20 protein-coding genes, 2 tRNA genes and 2 pseudogenes are annotated in these 22,198 nt (G+C 70.4%); 10 read left to right on the top strand and 14 right to left on the bottom strand.

The window, feature by feature from the left end:
* Positions 1–198 precede the first annotated feature (198 nt).
* From NIE111_RS25905 to NIE111_RS25880, 6 genes and pseudogenes are all read right to left on the bottom strand, one after another.
* Positions 199–1,407: an Imm21 family immunity protein gene (locus NIE111_RS25905; protein ID WP_238686929.1), complete on the bottom strand. Its 1,209-nt coding sequence runs from the start codon at positions 1,405–1,407 to the stop codon at positions 199–201.
* An 89-nt stretch (positions 1,408–1,496) separates the two neighbouring features.
* Entirely contained in the window at positions 1,497–2,927 is a 1,431-nt protein-coding gene (locus NIE111_RS25900; protein WP_238686928.1) for a hypothetical protein, read from the bottom strand.
* Positions 2,924–3,457 (bottom strand): annotated as a pseudogene (locus NIE111_RS25895) (SigE family RNA polymerase sigma factor). Before NIE111_RS25895 ends, NIE111_RS25900 begins: the two are co-directional and overlap by 4 nt.
* 191 nt (positions 3,458–3,648) lie before the next feature.
* Complete coding sequence (locus tag NIE111_RS25890) at positions 3,649–4,518, bottom strand: hypothetical protein (RefSeq protein WP_238686927.1); 870 nt, start codon at positions 4,516–4,518, stop codon at positions 3,649–3,651.
* Between the two features lie 43 nt (positions 4,519–4,561).
* Positions 4,562–5,281 (bottom strand): hypothetical protein, encoded by a 720-nt coding sequence (locus tag NIE111_RS25885; protein WP_238686926.1) that lies wholly within the window; start codon positions 5,279–5,281, stop codon positions 4,562–4,564.
* Positions 5,282–5,375: 94 nt separating this feature from the next.
* Positions 5,376–8,147 carry an AfsR/SARP family transcriptional regulator gene (locus tag NIE111_RS25880; protein ID WP_238686925.1) on the bottom strand — a complete coding sequence of 924 codons (2,772 nt, stop codon included), beginning with the start codon at positions 8,145–8,147 and terminating at the stop codon, positions 5,376–5,378.
* 131 nt (positions 8,148–8,278) lie between these two features.
* On the opposite strand from NIE111_RS25880, the gene NIE111_RS25875 reads away from it, so the two are divergent.
* The 7 genes from NIE111_RS25875 to NIE111_RS25845 all read left to right on the top strand — a co-directional run bounded on the left by NIE111_RS25875 (position 8,279) and on the right by NIE111_RS25845 (position 12,557).
* The gene (locus tag NIE111_RS25875) at positions 8,279–9,199 is read left to right on the top strand and encodes a hypothetical protein (RefSeq protein ID WP_238686924.1); all 921 of its coding nucleotides are present in this window, start codon (positions 8,279–8,281) and stop codon (positions 9,197–9,199) included.
* Positions 9,200–9,208: 9 nt separating this feature from the next.
* The gene (locus NIE111_RS25870) at positions 9,209–9,841 is read left to right on the top strand and encodes a dihydrofolate reductase family protein (RefSeq protein ID WP_238686923.1); all 633 of its coding nucleotides are present in this window, start codon (positions 9,209–9,211) and stop codon (positions 9,839–9,841) included.
* A gap of 57 nt (positions 9,842–9,898) precedes the next feature.
* Entirely contained in the window at positions 9,899–10,351 is a 453-nt protein-coding gene (locus tag NIE111_RS25865) for a hypothetical protein (protein ID WP_238686922.1), read from the top strand.
* A 340-nt stretch (positions 10,352–10,691) separates the two neighbouring features.
* A complete protein-coding gene (locus NIE111_RS25860; protein WP_238686921.1) occupies positions 10,692–10,883 on the top strand; it encodes a hypothetical protein in 192 nt (63 codons plus the stop codon).
* Between the two features lie 146 nt (positions 10,884–11,029).
* Positions 11,030–11,734 carry a TMEM175 family protein gene (locus NIE111_RS25855; protein ID WP_238686920.1) on the top strand — a complete coding sequence of 235 codons (705 nt, stop codon included), beginning with the start codon at positions 11,030–11,032 and terminating at the stop codon, positions 11,732–11,734.
* 42 nt (positions 11,735–11,776) lie between these two features.
* A complete protein-coding gene (locus NIE111_RS25850) occupies positions 11,777–12,100 on the top strand; it encodes a hypothetical protein (protein WP_238686919.1) in 324 nt (107 codons plus the stop codon).
* A gap of 40 nt (positions 12,101–12,140) precedes the next feature.
* Positions 12,141–12,557 carry a hypothetical protein gene (locus tag NIE111_RS25845; RefSeq protein ID WP_238686918.1) on the top strand — a complete coding sequence of 139 codons (417 nt, stop codon included), beginning with the start codon at positions 12,141–12,143 and terminating at the stop codon, positions 12,555–12,557.
* Between the two features lie 21 nt (positions 12,558–12,578).
* Here the strand turns inward: NIE111_RS25845 and NIE111_RS25840 are convergent.
* Positions 12,579–12,725, bottom strand: a pseudogene (locus NIE111_RS25840) (uridylate kinase); the annotation flags it as partial.
* 86 nt (positions 12,726–12,811) lie between these two features.
* Here NIE111_RS25840 and NIE111_RS25835 point away from each other — a divergent pair.
* Positions 12,812–13,453 carry a hypothetical protein gene (locus NIE111_RS25835; protein WP_238686917.1) on the top strand — a complete coding sequence of 214 codons (642 nt, stop codon included), beginning with the start codon at positions 12,812–12,814 and terminating at the stop codon, positions 13,451–13,453.
* A 532-nt stretch (positions 13,454–13,985) separates the two neighbouring features.
* Here the strand turns inward: NIE111_RS25835 and NIE111_RS25830 are convergent.
* On the bottom strand, positions 13,986–14,519 hold the full coding sequence (locus NIE111_RS25830; RefSeq protein WP_238686916.1) for an SUKH-4 family immunity protein: 534 nt from the start codon (positions 14,517–14,519) through the stop codon (positions 13,986–13,988).
* 364 nt (positions 14,520–14,883) lie between these two features.
* Here NIE111_RS25830 and NIE111_RS25825 point away from each other — a divergent pair, with 364 nt between their 5' ends.
* A complete protein-coding gene (locus NIE111_RS25825; protein WP_238686915.1) occupies positions 14,884–15,702 on the top strand; it encodes a hypothetical protein in 819 nt (272 codons plus the stop codon).
* 204 nt (positions 15,703–15,906) lie between these two features.
* Here NIE111_RS25825 and NIE111_RS25820 read toward each other — a convergent pair.
* The 4 genes from NIE111_RS25820 to NIE111_RS25805 all read right to left on the bottom strand — a co-directional run bounded on the left by NIE111_RS25820 (position 15,907) and on the right by NIE111_RS25805 (position 19,680).
* A tRNA-Ile gene (locus NIE111_RS25820) sits at positions 15,907–15,983 on the bottom strand.
* A gap of 121 nt (positions 15,984–16,104) precedes the next feature.
* Positions 16,105–17,343: an FAD-dependent oxidoreductase gene (locus tag NIE111_RS25815; RefSeq protein WP_238686914.1), complete on the bottom strand. Its 1,239-nt coding sequence runs from the start codon at positions 17,341–17,343 to the stop codon at positions 16,105–16,107.
* Complete coding sequence (locus tag NIE111_RS25810; RefSeq protein ID WP_238686913.1) at positions 17,333–19,450, bottom strand: MMPL family transporter; 2,118 nt, start codon at positions 19,448–19,450, stop codon at positions 17,333–17,335. The genes NIE111_RS25815 and NIE111_RS25810 overlap by 11 nt, the downstream gene beginning before the upstream one ends.
* Before the next feature lie 157 nt (positions 19,451–19,607).
* A tRNA-Asn gene (locus NIE111_RS25805) sits at positions 19,608–19,680 on the bottom strand.
* 261 nt (positions 19,681–19,941) lie between these two features.
* Here NIE111_RS25805 and NIE111_RS25800 point away from each other — a divergent pair.
* Positions 19,942–20,346 (top strand): hypothetical protein, encoded by a 405-nt coding sequence (locus NIE111_RS25800; RefSeq protein WP_091409037.1) that lies wholly within the window; start codon positions 19,942–19,944, stop codon positions 20,344–20,346.
* A gap of 64 nt (positions 20,347–20,410) precedes the next feature.
* Here NIE111_RS25800 and NIE111_RS25795 read toward each other — a convergent pair whose 3' ends face one another.
* Together NIE111_RS25795 and NIE111_RS25790 are read right to left on the bottom strand one after the other, a co-directional pair.
* A complete protein-coding gene (locus NIE111_RS25795) occupies positions 20,411–21,418 on the bottom strand; it encodes a sugar phosphate isomerase/epimerase family protein (RefSeq protein ID WP_030488695.1) in 1,008 nt (335 codons plus the stop codon).
* Between the two features lie 212 nt (positions 21,419–21,630).
* Positions 21,631–22,134: a sensor histidine kinase gene (locus tag NIE111_RS25790; protein WP_238686912.1), complete on the bottom strand. Its 504-nt coding sequence runs from the start codon at positions 22,132–22,134 to the stop codon at positions 21,631–21,633.
* Positions 22,135–22,198 lie beyond the last annotated feature (64 nt).

Raw genomic sequence — 22,198 nt, 5'->3', positions numbered from 1 at the left:
AACAGGCGACAGCGCTGACCGAACGTTGAAGGCCCCCACATGTCGGCGAACTCATCACCCATGTCGATCGCCGGCGTCCGGGTGATTGGACATCAGCGTATTGCCGCCAGTTAGGTATCCACTACGGTCGGTGCTTGTTCCGAACAGCCACGCGCCCGTCCGGGCTGCTCACCGGCCTGTTCGGACCTGTTCGGGCACTCAGACCGGCTGCGGCTGCTCGACCAGGTGGACCAGCATCAGCGCCGTCCTCTTGTCGGGTTGCACGAAAGCGGTGCGGATCAGGTAGGTGCCACGAGCCAGGTCCACGGTGAGGTGGGTGGTGTGCTCCAGCCCGTCGCCGGTGTAGCCGGAGTCGAACAACTCGGCCGGCCCGCTGGTCGTCCACGTACCCGCGTCCTCCCAGCGGGCGATCCTGACCGCCCGGGGAACGAGGCGGACGACATCTGCCTCGGAGGCGGCGTAGAGCCACCGCACGAAGATCCGCCGGTCCGGTAGGTACGTGGTGGACGCCGGCTCGTCGGCCAGAACGAGCGCCTGGACGGCACCGACGTCAAGCACCCCCACGTAACCGTCGACCCGGCAGGCCCGGTCGTAGTCGCCCCAGGAGTCATCGTCGTCGTCCGACGCGCCCTTCCACTCGCCGAGTGCCGTCGTCGGCACAACGATGAGCGGCCCGCCGCCCGAGTCGACCCACTGCAGCAGGCTGACCGGCTTGCGCGTACGAGCGAGGACGCCCGCCAGGTCGGTCATGTCGGTCACGACCGCGTCGGCACCGGCTGCGGCGAGACGTTCGGCCTTGCCGGGTTTGTTGGCGTACCCGATGCAGGCGACACCGGCTGCTCGGGCGGCTTCCACGTCGGTGACCGAGTCACCGACCAGAACAGCGGCATCGGGTGCGACCTTCAGCTCTTGCAGGGCCCGCACAACGGGCATCGGGTTGGGCTTCAGCAGATCGGGGTGCTCACCCCGGCCGATGACGGCGGCGAAGTAGTGGGCCCGGTCGCGGCGTCCGAGATAGGCGTCGATGGCAGCGGCGGAGTTGTTGCTGACGATGGCGAGGGGGCGCCCGGTCGCCAGGCACGCCCCGACCACGTCGAAGGCTCCGATCGTGGTCTCCGCGGACGCCGCCGCCTCGACCTCCGCCGCCGCCAGGGCCGCACCGACGACGCCCACCAGCTCGGGCGCGAACACAGCTGTCGCGCGGAACAGCTCCAACGGGTCGTCCCCGTCGCGCAGCTCGTCGGGCAGGACGACGCCCCGGCCGACGATCAGCTGCCGAAGGTCGGCGGCGATGCGCGGCGCGGCCTTGGAGCCGAACAGGCGGCAGATCGGACCGTCGAAGTCGACGAGGACGGCCTCGGCCCGCTCGGTGAGCCGGTCGAGCGGCCGTTCCGCCTCGCTTGTCACCATGCGCTCCCGCAGGCCGTCGCCATCAAGGCTGTCGATCCTAGAGGCCGACGCGGGCCGAGCCGTCCTCGGACGGCTCGGCCGCTGCGTCAGGGTGTCACCCGGGTGGCCGGGCTGTCGCCGGGCAGTCCTCCCGCGCTGCTGTCGGTCTCCACCGGCGGCAGCGGGGTGGTCCCGAGGACGCCGCCGTCCCTGCCGTACGCGGTGAGAGTGGCCGCCTGGTCCGGCAGTACCCGGGTGGTGCCGGCGTTCGACGCGTCGAGGGCGACAGTGGCTGGCGGTGCGCCGCCGACCGTCACAGTGACCCGGGCCGCGTCCGGCGGGGCGATCACCCGCACCTCGCCCGTGGCGGGACGGGCGCCGTCCTCGGTCCGGACCCGCCAGCCGATCGGTCGCTTGTCGGCGCCCTCGGCCGGCAACAGCAGCCGCAGGTCGGTCCCCCAGCCGGTCCGATCGTCGCCGTGCATGGCGTACGCGATCACCCCACCGCCGGCCGGCTGCACGGTGAGCAACGCGGCGGCCTGGCCGTGCTCGCGGCCCGACCACCGCACCCGCACCGTCGTGCCGGCGGCTGGAAGGTGGCTGTCCTGAAGTGCCGTCTGGACGAAGGTGCGGAGGTTGACGTCGTCGAGCGGCGTGCCGCGGGCGGGTTGGCGAGCGGCGATGAGTAGGGCGTCCATCTCCGGCCCGGTCGGGTCGAGCGCGGCGTACGGGCCGCCGCCCAGACCACCCTGGAAGAACACCCGATCGCCGCGGCTGACCCGGACAACGGGTTCGTGCGGCAGGGGTTCGGGCGGCAGCACCGCGAAACCGACTCCGACTCCGTCCGCCCTGGCGATGTCCTGGTACTCCACAGTCCCCCTGGGCGTGTACCGAGGGTCGCCACTGATCATCACTGTGGATTCGGGCGGACCGACCGCGACCGCGAACCCAGCCCGGTCGGGGTAGGCCCGCATCAACGTCAGCACCGGGTCGTCGTCACCCTCGCTGTGGCCGCCGTACCGCATCTGCTGGGCACCGGCCCCGGCCGGACCCACGTACCAGACCAGCGCTTCCCTGGTCAGCAGGCCGAACCGCAGCGGCACCGCTACCAGCGCGACCCGATGGCCCGCCTGGTCACTGCCGTAGATCAGACGGATCCGGTCACGGTCGCCGATCTTCCAGGCACCCACCGGGGCGTCGATTCGCACCGGCGGATCGACGCTGATCCGCGTCCGGAGCGTGTCCAGCCAGGCCCGGTCCCCGGCGAGCGCGCCCCGCGGTGGCGCGTCGAGCAGCGCCGTCGGAGTGGCGGCGACAGCGATGCCGGGTGCCCATCCGGGCAGCGGAACCACGTTGGTCTGGACCCCGACGAGCGCGACCCCGACCGCGGCGGCCAACGCCGTGCGGATCAGCCGCGTCCGCTGGTGCCGTCGCTCCCGGCGGGCGAACCCGGGCCAGGGATCCTCGGGTACGTCGACGCCGTGCGCGGCCTGCCGCAGCGCGGGACCGAGCGTCGAATTGGCGAAGCTTCCGGTCATGCCAGTTCCTCCTCGAGCCGTACCGGGGACTGAGCGGCGGGTGGGGCGGCGAAGTCGCTCCGCAGCCGGGCCAAACCGCGCGACGCCTGGCTCTTCACCGCGCCGACGGAGCAGCCGAGAACCTTGGCGGTGTCCGCCTCGCTGAGATCCTCGAAGTAGCGCAGCACCAGCACCGCCTGCGTCCTGGGCGGTAATCGCCGCAACGCGGCGAGGAGTAGTTGGCGCTACTCCACCTGCACGTACGCGTCATGCGCCGGCTGGCTGTCGGAGGTCAGCAGCGGCACCTCCAACGGCCGCCGCCGACGCCGCCAGGAGATCGCCGTGTTCACCATCGCCCGGCGTACGTAGACCTCGGGCGCGTCCCGGCGCAGCACCCGACCCCAGCTCCGATGGGTCTTCTCCAACGCCGACTGCGTCAGGTCCTCGGCTGTCCCCCGGTCACCGGTCAGCAGGTACGCCGTTCGGAGCAGCGACCCCCACTGTCGTTGGACGAACAGCCGAAACTCTTCGTCGTCCTCGTGCCGACTCACGCCACCTCCAGGTCGCGTCCACCTCGCGTCTCAGTGCGGACGCAGAGTGAGACGCCACCTGCGGCCTCCGGGGTTGAGTGGAGGATCGCACGCTGCCGCCCGGCCGCAAGCTGACGAGCGATCCCGCTCCGCACCGACCGGCGAGGTCGATGCGGAGCGGGACCGCTGACGGTCTACCCGTGAGAACCCCATCAAAGGGCCGAGCACTTCCAGGTCTTCCCGCCATCCTTCGAGTCGCACCACACGAGGACCTTGCCGAGGACCGGAAAGGTGAAAGTGAAGAGGTGGCCTCTGTTCTTCGAGTACACGACGCCGGACTTCTCGGCGATGTCGGCCAGCGCCCAACCGGGGTCCGGCCCGGCCACTGTCGCCACCCGGCGCATCGACTCGATGTCCTTGCCGTCGAGGAGCGTCCTGATCTCGTCCGCCGAGGGCTCACGATCACCGATCAACGTGTCCACCGTGTCTGGGCCGTCGACGGCGACGCCCTTGGCCTTCTCGAAGGCAGCCTTCGTCCCACCGACCGTGGTGGCGCCGGCGAGGTCGAGGGTGAGGATCAGCTCGCCCGTCCGGCGCGACAGCAGGCACTGCCAGATGGTCTTGCCCGACGCGACGCACATGGTCAGGCACCACTCGGGGCCGCCGGGGTTGGACGAGGCGAAGAGCAGGGACGTCGCCGTCCCGCTGTCGCCGCTGCCGTCGTACGTCCCGTCGGCGAGGTCGGCCATTGTGGTGCCGAGGACGTCCCGGCTGCCCGGAATCGTGCCGACGACAGTGACCCCGTCGACCTCCCTACCGGCGGCGAGTGCTTCGAGTTGGTCGCCGGTGAGGTTCCGCCCGCCGGTGTCGACGGCCAGCACCTTGTCCAGGTCGCCGACGGGTCGGCCGGTGAGGTCCTCGAACTGTTGGAGCATCGCGCCCGGGGCACCGGGTTGGTCGGTGATCGTCGTCCGGGCCTCCCCCTCGGCGGCCTGCGACGGGGCGTACGAAGCGGTCAGCCCGACGATCAGGGCGGTCGTGATGATGGTGGCGCGCCGGGTGATGTCCCGCAGAGTTGTCATCCTGTCCTCATCTCGGTGATCGGTGTCGGCGGGGTGGGACGGGCTACCACTGACACGTGATCACGTCGCCAAAGTCGTTGGGGGAACCCGCGTCGCAGTGGTCGTCGATCCACTCACCGATCTCGCCGATCGTGTCCACGATCCAGGCGAACACCGCTTTGATCGCGCCCCAGATGCTGAAGTAGACGACTGTCGTCTCGGGTGTGCCGCCGGCCTCGTCGATGACGTCCTTCGTCGACATGGCGGCATGGGGCTTCTCGATGATGTCCAGCACCCGTACGCCGGTGTCGTCCTTGCCTGCCAGCAGCGCCGCGACCTGCTCCGGGGTCCGCTCCTTGCCGTCGTCGACGGCCACGATCGCGCGGTCGACCAGCACCTCTCGGCTGCCGCTGACGGCCTGGGCGATGCCAGCGATCTCGCCCACCGTGAGGTCGTTGCCCAGGGCGGGGCCGGTGAACCGCCGGACCGAGACGGCACCGGAGGGCTCGATCTGGATCTCGTCGGCCGTGATCATGTCGTCCGCTCCGAATGGCGCCCAGGCGAACGTCCACTTCCCGGCGACGCAGCGGAACGGGCTGTGCTCCCGGCCCTCGGGCGCGGTCTCGGTGCGGAGGATCTTCCCGCGCTCGTCGACGTACTGGACCACGCAGTCGGCGCCCTTCTGCGGCGGCTTCTCCGTCCGGGCCACGGCGGCGGAGGACATGGCCAGCACCGTCCCGCTGACCACCCCGATCACCGCGAGGCGGTGTGCCAAACGACTCATCGAACGCTCCATTCCTGGTGCGGAAGAAACTGGTGTCCGAAGAGTGGCGGGCTGCGCTGAAGCGGCCCGGAAACGGCGCTGAAAGCGGGGTACGTCAGTGCAGCCGTGTGGCGTCGAGCTGGTCGAGGTCGGCGCGGATCGAGTCGGCGTCGGCATCGCCGAGCTTGTCGAGGATGGTCAAGGCTCGGCGCCACGCGGCACGGGTGGCGGCGAGGTCGCCGAGCGCCCGGTGGCTGCCGCCAAGATTGACGTACGTGCTGGCTTCGGCGTACCGGTCGTTCACCTGCGTGAAGAGGTCCAGGGCGTGCTCGTAGCAGGCGATCGCTCGCCGATCGTCGCCGAGCTGATGATGGGCGTGGCCGAGGCTGTCCCAGGTGTCGGCCTGCCCCTGGACGTCGTCCACTTCCTGCAACATCCGCAGCGCCTCGCCGCACGATTCAAGCGCGTGCTGGTAGTTGCCGAGCAGCGCTTCCTGCCAACCGACAGCGTTGAGGGTGTACCCCTGCCCGGCCCGGTTTCCGGTCCCCCGGAACAGGGTCAGCGCCCGCCGGGAGTGGCGCAGGGCCTGCTGGTGCTGCCCCTGCCGCTCGGCCAGTTGACCAAGGTTCAGGCAGGTGTGCGCCCGTCCGGCGTCGTCGCCGACATCGGTGAACAGGTCGCGTGCGCGCCGCAGGTGGTCGTCGGCCTCGTCGTACCGTCGGAGTCGGGAGCAGGCGAGACCGAGGCTGCGGTGCGCGTGGCCCTGCCCCGCCTGGTCCCCGATGCGGGACGCGGCGGCCAGCGCGATCTGTTGCGTGCCGAGCCAGTCCTGCCAGTGCCCCTGTCGGTGCAGGAAGCCGGCCATGGCCCAGGCGAGCCGCCAGGCGTGTCCCTCGAACCCGGACCGCGCCGCGAGCGGCACCGCCGCGAGCAGGACGGGGACCTCGGTGGTGAACCACGCCGCGGCGGCCGACCGGCTCCTGGGGCGCTCCGGCGTCACGCCCGCGCAGGGCGGCGGGAGGCTGATCGTGCTGAAGTGCGGGTGCAGTGCCAGGTCGGCGGCGTGGGCGGTGTGCAGGCAGTGGTCGAGCAGTCGGTGGATGGCGGCCCGACGCTCGGCCGGCGGCTCGGCCTCGTCGGCGAGGCTGGCGGCGTACGCGCGCAGCAGGTCGTGGAACGCGTAGCGCCCGTACGTGTGCTCGGTGAAAAGATTCGCCCGGGTCAACTCGGTGAGCAGCGGGCCTGTCGCCCGACCGTCGACGCCGGCCAGGCTGGCCACGGCCGGGGCGGAGACGTCCGGGCCGGGATGCAGGCTCAGCAGCCGGAACAGCCGGGCCGCGGGTGGGCTCAGCGTCCGGCACGACCAGGAGAAGACCGCCCGTACGTCGGTGGCCTCGTCGCCTGCGCGGAAGGCGTCCAGGTCACCCAGTTCGCCGGCGACGGCGGCCAACGAGAAGTGCCTGTTGGTGGCGGCTCTGGCGGCCACGATGGCCAGGGCGATGGGCAGCCGCGCGCACCGGTCGGCGATGGTGTCGGCCGCGGCGGGTTCGGCGGTGACCTGGCGCTCCCCGAGCCGGCGGACCAGCATGTCGCGGGCCTCGCCGGGGCTGAACAGGTCGAGGGGCACGGGGTGGGCGCTCTCGGTGACGACCAGCGGAATGAGCTGGTCGCGGCTGGTGACGATGGCGAGGCAGTCCGGTGAGCCGGGCAGCAGCGGCCGGACCTGTTCCGCGTCGCGGGCGTTGTCCAGCACCACCAGCAGTCGCTTGCCCGCCACAGTCGTGCGGTACAGGCTCGCCATCGCGTCCGGGTCGCCGGGCATCCGGGCCACCGGAACACCGAGCGCCTCCAGGAAGCCGTGCAGCGCACGCGCCGGTTCGGTCGGTGTGGCCGCCGGGTCGAAACCGCGCAGGTTGACGTACAGCTGCCCGTCGGGGAAGCGCTCGGCAGCGCGGTGCGCCCAGTGCACGGCGAGGGCGGTCTTGCCGACGCCGGCGGTCCCGGACACCACGACGGCGCCGCCCCGGCCGACCAGCGCGTCGAGGGCGGCCAGTTCCGCGTCGCGACCGGTGAACGTGGGTACGGGGGGAGGCAGTTGCGCCGCGACCCGCGTCGAGGCCGCCGCGGCCGGTGCGGCGATAGCGCTGTCCTGGCGCAGGATGGCGCACTCCAGGTCGCGTAGCCGCGGACCCGGATCGAGGCCGAGGTTCTCCCGCAGGTTGTCGCGCAGCCGCCGGTACGTGGCGACCGCCTCGCCCTGGCGGCCGTCGCGGTACAGGGCGAGCATCAGCTGCGCGTGCAGGTGCTCGTCGAAGGGGTGCTGTCGGACCAGCCGCTCCAACCCGGGTACGAGGCCGGCGTGCTCACCGACGGACAGCCGGGCCTCGGCGAGCGATCGCTCGGCCTCCAACCGTAGGCGTGCCAGGTGTTCGGCCTGCTCCTCAAGCCAGGCCGACCCGGCCACGTCGGCCAGCGGTGGACCCCGCCACAGTGCGACGGCGGCCGTCAGGTGCGTCACCTGCTCGTTGCGGTCCGTAGCGCGCCGGGCCAGCTCGATGAGGCGCTCGGCGGCCTGGACATCAGTGGAGTCCGGCCCGGTGTCGAGCAGATATCCGGGCTGGCGCGCCACTATCGACCCGGGCTCGCCGAGCACCCCGCGTAGGTAGGAGACGTGGCGCTGCAACGTGTTCGCCGCCGTGGCCGGTAGCTGGTCGCCCCAGACCACGTCGATGAGCCGGTCGACACTGACGACACGCCCCGCGTGCAGCGCCAACGTGGCCAGAACCGCCTTGCGGCGCACGCCGTTCACCGCCTGCGGACTGCCGGCGACGACCACCTCCACCGGCCCGAGCAGCCTGACCCGCACGCCCGTACCAACCATCGACATCACCGAATCAAACTAACGTCCCCAGCCCAGCAAACTCGATCTATTCGTCGCGTAATGGACACGATCCACGGGGCACCAGGAACGGACTCCGGGAGCTACCGTCTAGCGCACTACTGCAGGGAGGTACGCCGGTGGGCCATCGGCTGCGGCGCGTCGCGATGGTGCTGCTCGGTGCGGTGTTGCTGGGTACTGTCGGCCTGAGCCTCGGTGCCTGGTACGGCGGTCGTGGTGTCACGCCGCCCAGCGGCGACCAGGCGCAGAGCCTGGCCGCGCAGTTGCTTCCTGGTGCGGTGCCGGTCCACTCGGGTCGGGTCGCGCACGGCTACCGGTGGGGCGTCCATCTCGCTGCCGACGACCTGGGCTCGGGCCGGGACTCCTTCTGGTACCACGAAGGTGACGACTGTGGGCTCTCCGAGCAGTTCCGGCGCAGCGCCCGGACGCAGGGGTGGCAGGGGCTCCACCGCGTCCCTGGCTACCTGTGCGACGGCTGGCGGGCCGAGCGCGACGGCCTGACGGTTGCGCTCGAATACTCTGCGAGCGGGACAGAGCTGACCATCGCACCGGCCGCGCCCGGCACGTTCCTGCCCAGCACGGTCGCTGGCACCCTCGCCGGCGCCGGGGCCGGCGCGGCGCTGTTCGGGTGGGTGGCACGGCGACGTCGACCCGTACCCCTGCTGGTCTGCACCCTGGTGACGGTTGGCCTCCTCCCGGGTGCCGCCCTCACCTGGATGGTCCTGGGCCCGGGCATCGTCGTCGAGCCGGTCTGGCCCGTCTGGCCCGCTCTCGCTCCCCTGCTGGTGCCCCTGTGGCTCGTCCTCCTCCTGGTCGGCGTGTATGCCTTCCCGAAACGGGAGACCGAGACCGACAGCAGCTCTCGGGTCACGGTGGTGGTGGTGAGTGTCGCGTGCGCCCTGGCCCCCGTGGTGCTGGCCGCCGCGCTGCTTTTCCTGTTCGTTGGAGCGCAGCCCAACCGTCCGACGGCCGGCGACCCCGTCGTGCCGGTGTCGACAGTCGATGGCTGGAACGTTCAACCGTCCCCGTCCCCCCGATAGGTGAGCGCAGTGACCACACGTGACGGCAAGGTGATTGCCGACCAGACCATCTCCGCCGACGGTTACTCGGCCGGGCTCAACCAGACCGAAGAACGCCCGTTCGGCGACGACGGCGGTGACGGCTGGGGCCGTGGGCTGCACTCCTGGATGTTCGACGACGCCGAGGAGAACCAGGCCGAGCTCGACCTGAGCAACACCGCCTCAGCGGTCATCATGGGCCGCAACATGTTCGGCCCCGTGCGCGGCGCATGGGATCGGCAGTGGAACGGCTGGTGGGGTGACGACCCACCGTTTCACAAGCCGGTGTTCGTGCTCACCCATCACGCCCGCGAGCCGCAGCCGATGGCGGGCGACACCACCTTCCACTTCGTCACCGACGGGATCGAGTCGGCGCTCACGCAGGCACGCACGGCGGCCGGTGGCGGCGACATCTTGATCCACGGCGGCGCGACCACCATCAACCAGTACCTCGCCGCCGGTCTGGTCGACGAGCTGCGGCTGCACATCGTGCCGATCACCCTCGGCGCCGGCGTGCGGCTGTTCGAGGGCGTCCCGCCGCTGAACCTCGAACAACTGGCGGCGCGGGCGGCGAGCACGGTCCTGCACGTCACCTACCGCGTGCTCGTCACTCCCTCTCGGTAGCCTGCGCAACGAGCCGGCGGAAAGCCGCAGCGGCAGAGTCGTACGACGGAGGATGCGTTGTCTGCTATCGCGTCACTGACGGTGGTCCCCAGGGACAGCATCACCGAGCTGGCCCGCGTGGCCCGCACGTCGCCGTCGTCGTTCCACACGTACCTGGCCGAGCACGGGAGCAAGGCGCGGCAGGAGTACGACTGGTCCGGCTACTGCATGCTCTACGTGCTGACCTATCTGGAGGAGCGCGGCATCGACCTGGAGCCTTCGGAGTTCAATGCCGAGTCGGAGGCCATCAACAGCGCGTACGGCCTGACCACGCTCATCACTCCAGCACCAGGGTTACCGGATCAGCTCGACCCCGGCGCGCACCGCGAGGAGGAGTTGGCCGCCCACTTCACGGAGATGGGGATTGACTTCGAGGAGAGCGGCGCGGCCGGTCTGGACACGCTGAGGGTGTTACGCGACAGCATCTCCGACCTTCGCGACGACCAGGTGTTGCTGATCAACATCGGCTGAAGCCGGCTCACCCAGCCAGCGTCACCACAGCGCGAATGGGTTGGCATGCCCTGGCCGTGGTGTGGCAAGGTGCTCGTCATGACTCAGCCCCGAAAGGTCCATGGCGCGTAGGTCACCTGGTGCGCTGCGCGCACTGTTGAAGTCTGCCGGGCGGAATGCGGGCAAGCTCCGCCCCATCGATGGTCTGTCGAACGGCGCGAACGCGGCGATCGCCAGGCTCGAAGGCACCCATCCGGGTTTCGTTCCGGTAGCGACAGCGCTGGCCGGCTACCGTCGTGCCATTCGACGCTCGGGACGGTGGCTGGATCTAGGGGATGACTGCTCCTGTCCGGGTTGCGATGTGTTGTACCAGCGAGACGTCCTTGGCGACGCGATGCGCCGACTGCCAACGGCCGCCTCCCGCGAGTTGCGGCGTGTCGTCGACCCGTTGGACGACGAGTTTCTCCGGAAGACGCTGCCCGACCCGCGAGCTGCCGAACTGAGTCCGTGGCACGCGCAGGCGTGGTGGCGGCAACGGATCAGGGAACGGTGACGGCAGCAGGGGCTGGTACGGCAGCCGCAAGCCGGTTTGGTTCAAGCGACGGCGGGAACCCGCGGCACCGGAAGGCTCGTGGATGACCACCGTGGGCAGCCCCGCCCGCGGTGCGTGACCGGGTGCTCTCACAGTGGGGGAGGCTCATGCGCTGGTTCCGCGCGGCTCGCGGCGCCTCCACGACGGGCGCGACCAGATCCAGCAACCCGATCGGTGCGGAACGAGATCCGAAGCGGGCAGTCACCTTCAGCGACGCGGTCATTGCCATCGCCGTCACCCTGCTCGTCCTGGAGATCCAGCCGCCGGAGGACACCGAGCACCTGCTCCGCGGCCTCATCGAACTGTGGCCCTCCTACGTGGCGTACGCCATCACCTTCCTGCTGATTGGGCAGATGTGGGTGAACCACCACGTCATGTTCGACCACATCCGCTCGGCCGACCGCATGCTGCTCCTGCTCAACACCCTGCTGCTGATGGTGATCGCGTTCCTGCCGTTCGCCTCGTCCCTCCTTGCCCACGCGTTCGAGTCCGGCCACGGCAAGCGCACCGCACTCATCTTCTACGGGGCCACCTACGTGGTGGCCGCCATCCTCTTCAACGTGATCTGGGAGTACGCCAGGCACGGCCGTCGCCTGCTGACCTCCACCACCGACAACGACACCGCCCGGGCGATCAGCAGACGCTTCCGCCCCGCGCCGTTCTGGATCGTCGTCGGGACAGCTCTCGGCGCCCTTCATCCGGTCGTGGGCCTCGTAGTGGTCATCGCGTTCATCCCCTTCTACTGGCTGCCGATCAAAGGCGAGGTCGGCAGCATTCAGCGCACCCGCGCGCAGAGTCAGGGCGACTCATAGCCCGACCTTCTCTTTCCTGACCGGTTCGGGCACCGTGGACCCGTGAGTGAGCACACCGCCGGATCCCTCCTGACCTCCTACCGCATGGTCCACGCCGCAGCCGCCGCCGTGAGCACCCACACCAGGATCGAGACCTGGCAGGCGGGCCACGCCCGGCATCAGGACCTCGCCGGCCTACGCCCCGCCGGTCCAGTCGACGATTTCGACGCGCCAGGTGGCACCGGCACCAGACTGACCTACCGCCTCGACCCGTCCTATTTCACGCCGTCCGCGCTCCACGCCCCCACGCCCGACCTCCACGCCGAAGGCTGCTGCGACCTCCCTGGCCGGTTCCGTCTCCGCGACAGCCGTCCAACCAGATCCTGACCGGGGTGTGGTGGACATCGACCGTTGTAGGGTGCGCGACGTGGGATACACGGTGATGCCCTCAGGCCGTCTGAACCTCCCGGAGTCGGAGGACGCCGCCGCGGTCGCCGCCGTCCTGGCCGCCCTGGCAGGACGAGGTGGTTGGTACCGGCCGGGTGAGTTTCCGGCGGATGGCACGCTGGTCGACCTGGGGGATCCGGCCAGGGCCACGATCGTCCGCGACGGAGACTGGATCGAGTTCGGGCACGACGACGAGGGCGACCCCAAGTGGTCGAACCAGACAACGGCCTTCTACGTCGCGATCGCGCCGTTCGTTCGCTCCGGAACCGTCCAGATCGAGGGCGAGGACGGCGCCCGCTGGTCGTACACCTACGCGGACGGGCAGGTCACCCAGCAGGGTTGGAATGGTTGGGACGGGTCCATCGAGCCGTTCGGCGAGTATGTGGACCACCCGTAAGCGCTGTCACTCACCGGCCGCCAGGACGTCGGAGAGCGGGTCGGCGAGAGTGGTCTTGCCGGCGGCGGGTGGCCCGTCGACGGCGACCCGCGTCGGGTGGGCGACCGTGACGGAGCCGACCGCCTCAGCCAAGCGCTCGAGCAGTTCGTCGCGGGTGCCTCGAACCATGTCCTGCCCCTCCATCACGTCACCGCCGCCTGTCGGGCCGGATTTGCACCCCCATCGAAGTCGGTCACATCACGTAGGGTCTTCGAATGGTCGCACGGGTCCTGGCGCACCTCCGCCCGCCTCTTATCGTCTGCGGACAACTGGTTGCCCTGGTGTTGCTCGTCCTGGACGCGCGCCGTGAATGGGGTGCGTACGGGCTTGTCATGCTCCTCCTGTTGCTTGGCGCGCTTGCCGCGATACCTGCGGCGTTGGTCGACTGGCCAGGGTTCCGGTTGATCAGCCTGATCGCGCAGACCATCGGAGCCGGCGTCGTCGCGTTGGCTCTCCATGACTCGGCCGACAAGCGGGCTCTCTGGGTGTACGCGCTGTCCGCCCTGGCGGCGGTGATCTCGCCGACCAGCCGGCCAGGGCTCGGCCGGACGACAGTGATCGGCGTGGGGACGGCACTGGTGCTCACCATCGGCGTGTCGGCTCCAGCACTGGCCTGGGGTGGCAGTCAGCCCGAGGCGGTGGTGTGTGTGCGGGAGGGGCAGTCCGCTGAGGAGCTGGTGCGCGAGAACCACCGCTTCGACCCGAACCACGTGGTTGCGGGTTTCGGCTCAGAAGGGCCGCAAGCGCCCTGCATGGAGGTGCTGTTCGATCCCGGCGCCACCGCTGACGACGCCGCCGACGTCGCCCGCAACTACTCCGCAGACCCGAGGGTCTCGTCCGTCAGCCGGACACGCTGACGCTCAGCGCACCGGTGCGCCAGTTCGCGGGTGCCAGGAACCATGCCACCGTCCTGCCAGGTCAGGGGCGGCCGGCGTTCGTCTTGATCGTGTCGACGAACGCGTCCCAGGCAGCGGGTGCAAAGCTCCAGCGTCCCGGCATCGGGGGGCCTTGGAGTCGCGAACGCAGCAGTCATGCTCTGGCACAGAGGGTAGGTCGTAGCCGTGTCCCAGAGGAACGCTGTGCCGCTGCGTCGCACCCGGGCCTACTGGCTCCTTGTGTGGGCCTTTCGCTGCCATCCGGTCGCCCTGGTGTTGGGCGGACTGACAGCGGCATCGGCTCTCGTTGAGGTTCCGGTCTTGACAATGGCACTCACCGCACTCATGGCAGCCTTCCTGCTTCCCGCCGTGGTCCTCGGGCTCACCGCAATGATGATGTTGTACGCCGGCGGATTGATGCCACGTGACATGGCTGGTCGGCAGGCAATGACGGGCATGCTGTGGCGAGACGTGGTGAGACCCCTGAAGCGGCCCTGATCGCTGCCCGCGTCGATCAGTAGAGCCACCGGTCGAGCACTCCGGGCCAGAAGTGGGTTGTATGGTCGCCGTCCCCGAACGCGGGCGGGTCAAGGGCCTTGATCCGCTCCAACAGGTCGGCGAGCTCCGCGAGTGCTTCTTCTTCGGCCTGTCCGTCTTCGTCCCAGCGGTCGATAGCGGTTGAGCTGGTCAGCCAGCTACCAACCATGTGTAGCGAACACAGCCAGTGGGTGATCGTCGAGTTGACGAACCCGGTGCTGCCGTCCGGCGACCAGATCCGCACCTCACTGGTCCCCGGCGCGGCACCGTACACCCAGTCCAGGTCATCGGCGTTCGCCAACCGGTACATCGTCGGCTCTGCGTGGAACGACACCGCACTCACGAGGTCATCGATCAGCGGTACGCCAGAGGAGACCAGCGCGGCCTTCTGCGGCTCGGGAAGCCGCCACGTCGCCACGTCCAGCTCGGTAGCACGCACCACCCGCCCAGGACCGGCCCAGGCCGTGACCGCCTCGAACGCGGGAGGCAACGGAAGATCATCAATGGGCACGCCAATGAGGGTAGTCCGGCCACGGTTCCAAGCCAGTGTTCGTTGTAGTGGCCAGGCATCCGATCATTGACAGATTCGTGCGTCCACGCCCGAGGGCCTGCTGCTCTAGTTCGATGGAGCCTGTCGCACTTCAACTGGCGGAGATCTGTCGCGCATCTCTTGTTGGACGACAGCGGGTTCCGTCAAGACTTGCGAGATCTCGATGGCCCTCGCTAGGAACCGCGGATGTGCACGGCACCGCACCGCACCGCAGCCTGCGACCGCCGTACGAGGTGAAATCTGGAACGGACGCGCAATGTCAGCCTTGCTCGGCGTTGCTAGCGTCGGGGCGACGTCCGGAGGGCCGGACGGGAAGGACGACGCGGTGGCCAGCAACGGAAGTGCGGCGGCCTTGGCGAATCGGCGTGCTCGCGCGCCGATGGTCGTGATCGGCAGCGTCGTCGCGTTGGCCGCCCTCATCGCGCTGGGGTACCGGCTGGGTACCGACCCGCGGGTCGAGCACGGAGAGGTCGTCATCCTCGTGGCGCTGGCTTCGGGAGCCCTTCTGGTGCTGTCCTGGCTCATCCGCCTTTTGCAGTGGTGGGGTGCCGCTCGTGCTCCCGCGAAGCGCGTCATGGTGACCGCGCATCTGGCGCAGTCGCCGCAGCCGGGAAGTGCGGGGCGGGTCACCGCTGCGGCGGGCGCCGTGAGCGCCGCCGGCGGGATCGACGCCAGTCCCAAGGGATACGCCGTGTGGCTGACGGTGAGCGGCCGGGACGGCCGTGTCCTGCACCAACGCGTCGTCTGGGAACCGTGGTTGCGCGAGCTGACCAGGCCGCGTCAGGCCACGGTCCGGCACGGGTCCGGCGTCAGCGTAGTCGACGTGGCCGGGTACGGGCGGCTCTGGCCGGCGAGTTTCACGCTTCGCCGTCGTCCCTACGGAGTCAGACTCATTCCGTTCCGCAAGGCCCGGAGGCTGCCGAAGGAGAACAGCCTCTCGCACGGCCGTCTGGTCTACCTCTTTCTCCTGCCCGTCCTGCCCTGCCTGCCCGGCGCCGTCTTCCAGGGTACGTGGGCGCTGCTCGGGTGGTGGGCGGCGTACGTCGTCGCCTCGATGGCCGCCGTCGGAGCCTGGTTCGGCATCATCCCGCCCGGCGTGCTTCCGGGAGCAGCCCGTCGGGGCCGCGCCCCGACGATTTCGTGACCACTGACGCGATCGAGCGGACAGGCGGCGACCTCGGCCAGCTCCGTGAGGCGGGGCGGCGGGCCGTGCGGCTGCGGGCTCAGTGCGCCAGCGGGATGAGCGCCGCGCGACCAAGATCGCACGCGATCGGACTGCGGGTGTCGGTCCGGACCTCGATGCGGTGCGTCCGGGTCGTCGACAGCGCCGCTGACGAGGGAAAACGGCTGGTGGGGCGGGCGGGACTCGAACCCGCGACCGAGGGATTATGAGTCCCCTGCTCTAACCGGCTGAGCTACCGCCCCGAACACCGCGCCGGATCTTATCCCGCTCGGCGGTCAGCAGCCAGCATCGAGCCGGCCGGCGCCCACGCCTGCGCCAGCACGATGGGCAACAGGAATATAACAGCGTGCTCGGGTACGTCTGTCAGCCGGCGCGCAGCTCGTCCAGCACGGCGTCTGCGGCGCGCCAGCCGCTGGTGAGGGCACCCTGGATCGATGGGCTGTCCCGGTGGTCACCGGCCACGAACAGGCCCTCCCCCAGCGCCACCGGCTTGCGCAGCCGTCCCTGCGGCGGCGGTGCGGCGGGTAGCGCCTCGGGGACGGCCACCGTGGTGAGGTGGGTCCAGTCGGCGGTGGAGCGGCCGTACAGCCGGGTCAACTCGGCCCGGATGGTCGGCTCGGGTGGGGCCGTCGGGCCGACCACCGAGGTGGCGATGAGGTGCCGTCCGGCGGGCGCGTACGTCGCGGCGGCGTTGCTGAGCACCACGGTGTTGGCGACGAGTTCGCGGCGGTCGCCGTCGACGAGCAGGATCGGTTCGGTGAGCGGCGGCTCGGGAGCGCTGTGGTAGTAGGTGGTGTAGCTGTGCATGCGTACCGTCGCCAGGGCTGGCAGCAGCGCGGCCGCGGCGGGCGGGTCGACGGCGACCACGACGGCGCGGCAGCGGATGTCGCCGGCCTGGGTGCGGACCCGGCCGGGGGTGACCTCCGCGACCGGGGTGTCCAGGTCGAGCAGGTCGGCGGGCAGCGGCGCGGCGATGGCCCGGGGCAGCGCGGCCATTCCTTCGGCGGGCAGGCCGATCCGGCCGCGGGCGAAGGAGCGCAGCACCATCGCCAGCACGTGACTGGAGGTGGAGAGTTCCCGGTCGATGAACACACCGGACAGGAACGGTCGCAGCAGCTCCTCGATGATGGCGTCGGACAGGCCGGCGCGACGCAGCGCCGTCTCGCTGGTGGTTTCCGGCGCGGCGAGCAGCCGGGACGCGGGCAGTGTGGCGCAGCCGGTGGCGAGCGCGGCGAAGCGCAGCCGGTCGAGCAGGGAGCCGACGTCGGCGAGCGCGGTGCCGGGCCCACCTGTCGGTTCGCGCAGCGGGTTGACCAGGCGCAGCAGTGTGTCGCCCTTGCGGACCAGCACACCGGAGGTGAAGTAGCCGAGGTCGAGCTGGTCGGTGTCGAGCAGTGTGCCGAGCCGGGGGTAGGCGGTGTTGAGCACCTGGAAACCCCTGTCGATGAGGTGACCGTCGACCACGTCGGTGGCGACCCGACCGCCGAGCCGACCCTCGGCCTCCACCAGCCGCCAGGGCACGCCGGCGCGGTGCAGCCGGCGGGCGGCGGCGAGGCCGGCCAGGCCGCCGCCGACGATGACCACATCGGTTTCAGCCAGCACCGCGCGCCTCCCGCTCACCGTTCGCCCGGGACAACCGGCCCGGCCACCAGATCTTCGGCCCGATGTCGTACGCGAGTGCGGGCACCAGCAGCGATCGGACGATGATGGTGTCGATCAGTACCCCGATCGCGACGGCCGTACCCAACTCGACGAGCACCACCAGTGGCAGGACGGCGAGGGCGGAGAACGTCGCGGCGAGCACGATGCCGGCGGAGGTGATCACCCCGCCGGTGACGGCGAGGCCGGCGAGCACTCCGGCGCGGGTGCCGCGCTTGACCGACTCTTCGCGGACGCGGCTCATCAGGAAGATGTTGTAGTCGATGCCGAGCGCGACCAGGAAGACGAACGCGAACAGCGGGAACGACGAGTCCACGCCGGGGAAGTCGAAGACGTGGCGGAACAGCAGCGCGCACAGGCCGAGGGTCGCCGCGAAGCTGAGCAGTACCGTGGCGATCAGCAGCAGCGGGGCGAGCAGCGCGCGCAGCAGCAGGGCCAGGATGACAGCGATGACCACGAGCACCACCGGGATGATGACGTTCTGGTCGCGCTTCGCGGCGTCGGAGGTGTCCACGTTGATCGCGGTGAAGCCGCCGACCACAGCGTCCGCGCCGGGCACCTGGTGTACGGCCACCCGCAGCTCGCGGATGGTCCGCTCGGCGCCGTCGCTGTCGGGTGGGTCGGCCAGGGTCGCCTCCAGTTGCACCCGCCCGTCGACGACCTTCGGGGCGGCGTTCGCCTCGGGTGGACCGGTCTGCGGGCCGGAGGGAAGGGGGCGGACGTCGGCGACGCCGGGCACGTCCTTCGCCACCTGGGCGACCTGTCGGGCGGTCTGCTCGGTGGTGAAGATGGTGGCCGGGCTGCCGGTGCCGGCCGGGTAGTGCCGGGCGATCACCTCCTGGCCGTCGATCGAGTCGGTGCGCTGGGTGAACAGGTCGGACTGGCCGAGGGTGGTGGCGCCGAGCTGGGTGAGGCCGAGGGTCAGCAGGGCCAGCACGGCGGCGGTGGTCAGCCAGATCGGGCGGGCGTGCCGGGCCACGAAGCCGGCGACGCGGTTCCAGATGCCGTGTTCGGCCCGCGGGTCGGCCTGGTCGGCTCGGGGTCGGCGGGGCCAGAACGCCCACCGTCCGCCGAGCACCAGCAGCGCGGGTAGGAAGGTGAGCATCACCAGCAGGGTGGCGGCGATGCCGATGGCGGCGACCGGGCCGAGCGCCCGGTTGGAGTTGAGGCTGGACAGCAGCAGGCAGAGCAGGCTGACGATGACGGTGCCGCCGGAGGCGATGATGGCCGGTGCGGCGCCCTTCCAGGCGGTCTTCATGGCGTCCCACGGGCGGTCGTGCCGGTGCAGTTCCTCCCGGTAGCGGGCGATCAGCAGCAACGCGTAGTCGGTGCCGGCGCCGAAGACCAGCACGGTGAGGATGCCCTGGGCCTGCCCGTTGAGCTTGACCACGTCCGCGTCGGCGAGCAGGTAGACGAAGACGGAGGCGAGGGCGTACGACATGCCGGCGGCGAGCAGCGGGAAGATCCAGAGGACCGGGCTGCGGTAGACGATCAGCAGGATGACCAGCACCACGACCAGGGTGACCAGCAGCAGTGGTCCGTCGATGGCGGAGAAGACCTCGATCAGGTCGGCGAGCAGACCGGCCGGGCCGGAGACGTCCACTGTGAGGCCGTCGCGGTCGCCGCCGGTGATGTCGCGCAGTTTCTCGACGACTGTGCCGATCTCCTCGCCCTCGGCGTCGTCCACCGGTACGACGACCTGGAGTGCCTGGCCGTCGTCGCTCGGGATGGGCGGGGGCAGTGGGGTGACCACGCCGGGGATCTGGGCGAACCGGGCGGCGTCGGCGCTGACCCGTTGCCGGTCCGCGTCGGTGATCCCGGAGGGCCGTTCGTAGACGACGAGAGCCGGGATGGTCTGCCGGTCGACGAATTCGCCGGCGAGGTCCTGGGCGCGGGTCGCCTCGGCGTCGGTGGGCAGGAAGGCGGCGTTGTCGTTGGTGGCTACCTCGCTGAGGCGTCCCGCGTACGGGCCGGACACGCCGCCGATCACCAACCAGGCCAGCACGACCGCCACCGCGATCAGCGTGGCCTTGCCGCCTCGTCCGGACATCCGCACTCACCCCAAGGATCGACGCATCAATCGACGCAGCGGTAGCCTCAGTCGACATCGACCATCCTGCCGGGCAAGCAGGTCGATGGTGGGTGAAACCGGGTCACACAGACGAAAACGCCCGCCGGCCGGTGGCTGACGGGCGTACGTGGAAAAGCTCCCCCGATTGGACTCGAACCAATAACCTGCCGGTTAACAGCCGGCTGCTCTGCCAATTGAGCTACAGGGGATCGTGCTCCGCCCGACTTCGGATCTCCCCGACGCCTTGCGACGGGACAAGAGTACAGGACATCCCCCGGTGGTGGTCCAGTGGGTTGCCTCCCCGCCGTCGCATTGACAATAGGGGTAAATCGCCATCCCGGCACAACAATGCTTGAGCGGAGAGCAGGATGGGTAGTTAGCTGCGGACAGAGGACGCAGGCGCGAACAGGTCGCCTTCCGACGGGGCAACTCGCCGGGGTGACGGCGCGTCAGGTACGGAAGGAGCCGCCATGCGCGGAAAGATCATGTTTCTTGGCGGGCTGGCTGCGGGATTCGTCCTGGGCGCCCGTGCCGGCCGGGAAAAGTACGAAGAGCTCGTGGTCAAGGGCCGCAAGGTGCTCGACCACCCGACCGTCCAGGAGGCGGCCGGGGTCGCGCAGGCCCAGGCCAACAAGCTCTACAGCGAGGGCAAGGACAAGCTCGGCCAGACCAAACTGGGCGAGAAGCTGGGCACCACCAACGGCAGCACCGGCAAGCAGGAGCTGACCGCCGCCGACGACGCGTTCGCCGGCACGCCCGCCACAGTGGGCGCCAAGGCGGGCACCAGCACGGTCGGCACGACCTCCGGGTCGCCGTCGTCCACGAACCCCCGCACCAAGCCGTCCGGCTCGGGCACGAACGCCAGCACGCTCTGACCAATCGCACGTCGACGGGCCGGTCGCCGCAGGGCGACCGGCCCGTGGTCTGTCCGACGTGCGGTCAGTCCTTGCTGCTGAACGCCGCGTCGAAGGCGGCGCTCGGTGCGTCGAAGGCGAGCCGGCGGACGAACTGCAACGCCTCCGGGGCGCCGACCAGCCGGTCCATTCCGGCGTCTTCCCACTCGACCGAGATCGGGCCGGTGTAGCCGATCGCGTTCAACGCGCGGAAGCAGTCCTCCCAGGGCACGTCGCCGTGGCCGGTGGAGACGAAGTCCCAACCACGCCGCAGGTCGGCCCAGGGCAGGTGCGAGGCGAGCCGGCCACGCCGGCCATCGCCGGTACGCACCTTCGCGTCCTTGCAGTCCACGTGGTAGATCCGGTCGGCGAAGTCGAAGATGAAGTTCACCGGGTCCAGCTCCTGCCACACGAAGTGCGACGGGTCCCAGTTCAGCCCGAACGCGGGCCGGTTGCCGATCGCCTCCAGCGTCCGCTTCGTCGTCCAGTAGTCGTACGCGATCTCGCTGGGGTGCACCTCGTGCGCGAACCGCACTCCCACCTCGTCGAACACGTCGAGGATGGGGTTCCAGCGGTCGGCGAAGTCCTGGTAGCCGCGCTCGATCATCGACGGCGGCACCGGCGGGAACATCGCGAGGGTGTGCCAGATCGACGAACCGGTGAAGCCGACGACCGTCTTCACCCCGAGCTTCGCCGCCGCCCGCGCGGTGTCCTTGATCTCCTCGGCGGCCCGCTGACGAACGCCCTCGGGCTCCCCGTCGCCCCAGATGCGGCCGGGCAGGATGTCCTGGTGCCGCTCGTCGATCGGGTGGTCGCAGACCGCCTGACCAACGAGGTGGTTGGAGATCGTGAAGACCTCAAGGTTGTGCTTCGCGAGGGTCTCCCGCTTGCGCTCGACGTACGAGTCGTCGGCGAGCGCCTTGTCGACCTCGAAGTGGTCGCCCCAGCAGGCGATCTCCAGACCGTCGTAGCCCCACTCGGAGGCGAGCCGGCAGACCTCCTCGAACGGAAGATCGGCCCACTGGCCGGTGAAGAGCGTGATGGGTCGCGCCATTGTCCTTCTCCCCTGATGTGATGGGGATTCCTTGTGCGGACCGGGGCGAGGGTGACCGGACGTGCACGGCACCCGAGCGGTCACCGGTGGGTGCGGAACACACCTGAGCCCGGCGGGTTGCGCCTCCCACCGGGTCACCGGCCACCAGCACGGTCGCCGACCCCCACCCTATTTCCGCAGTGCCCCATCGGGGAAGCCCCGCGGTCGGCCGATCATCCGATCATTTCCTCGGGCGCGGGCAGGACAGCCCGTACGGTGAAGCCGCCACCGGCGCGCGGGCCGGCCGAGAACGTGCCGCCGAGCCGCTCGGCCCGCCTGCGTACCCCGAGCAGACCCCGACCGACGCCCTGGGTGCCGCCACCGGACGGAGCGGGACCGGTGCCCTCGTCGCGGACCTCGATGGTGATGCCCGCGGCGTCGTAGCGCAGGCGGACCCCGACCGGCGCGCCCGGCGCGTGCCGGCACGCGTTGGTCAGCGCTTCCTCGATGATCCGGTACGCCACCACGTCGACCGGGCCGGGCAGCGGCCGGGGTTGCCCGGCCATGGTCCAGCGCACCGGTTGACCGGCGGTGAAGCCCTCCACCAGCGCGTCGAGGCGGTTCAGGCTGGGCGCCGGCACGGACGGGTCGTCGGGCTCGTCGGCCCGGCCCAGCGCACCGAGCAGCTGATGGCCTCGCGCCAGCACCGTCCCACGCCACTGCGCGAACAACCCCATGCAGGTCAAGGTACGGCAGGCCGCTGTGAGCCGGTCGGCGGCGTCCACGCGGTGTGCCCGCATC

The organism is Micromonospora hortensis, assembly GCF_022230935.1.
GTDB lineage: Bacteria > Actinomycetota > Actinomycetes > Mycobacteriales > Micromonosporaceae > Micromonospora > Micromonospora hortensis.
This window is presented reverse-complemented; position numbering and strand designations above follow the sequence as displayed.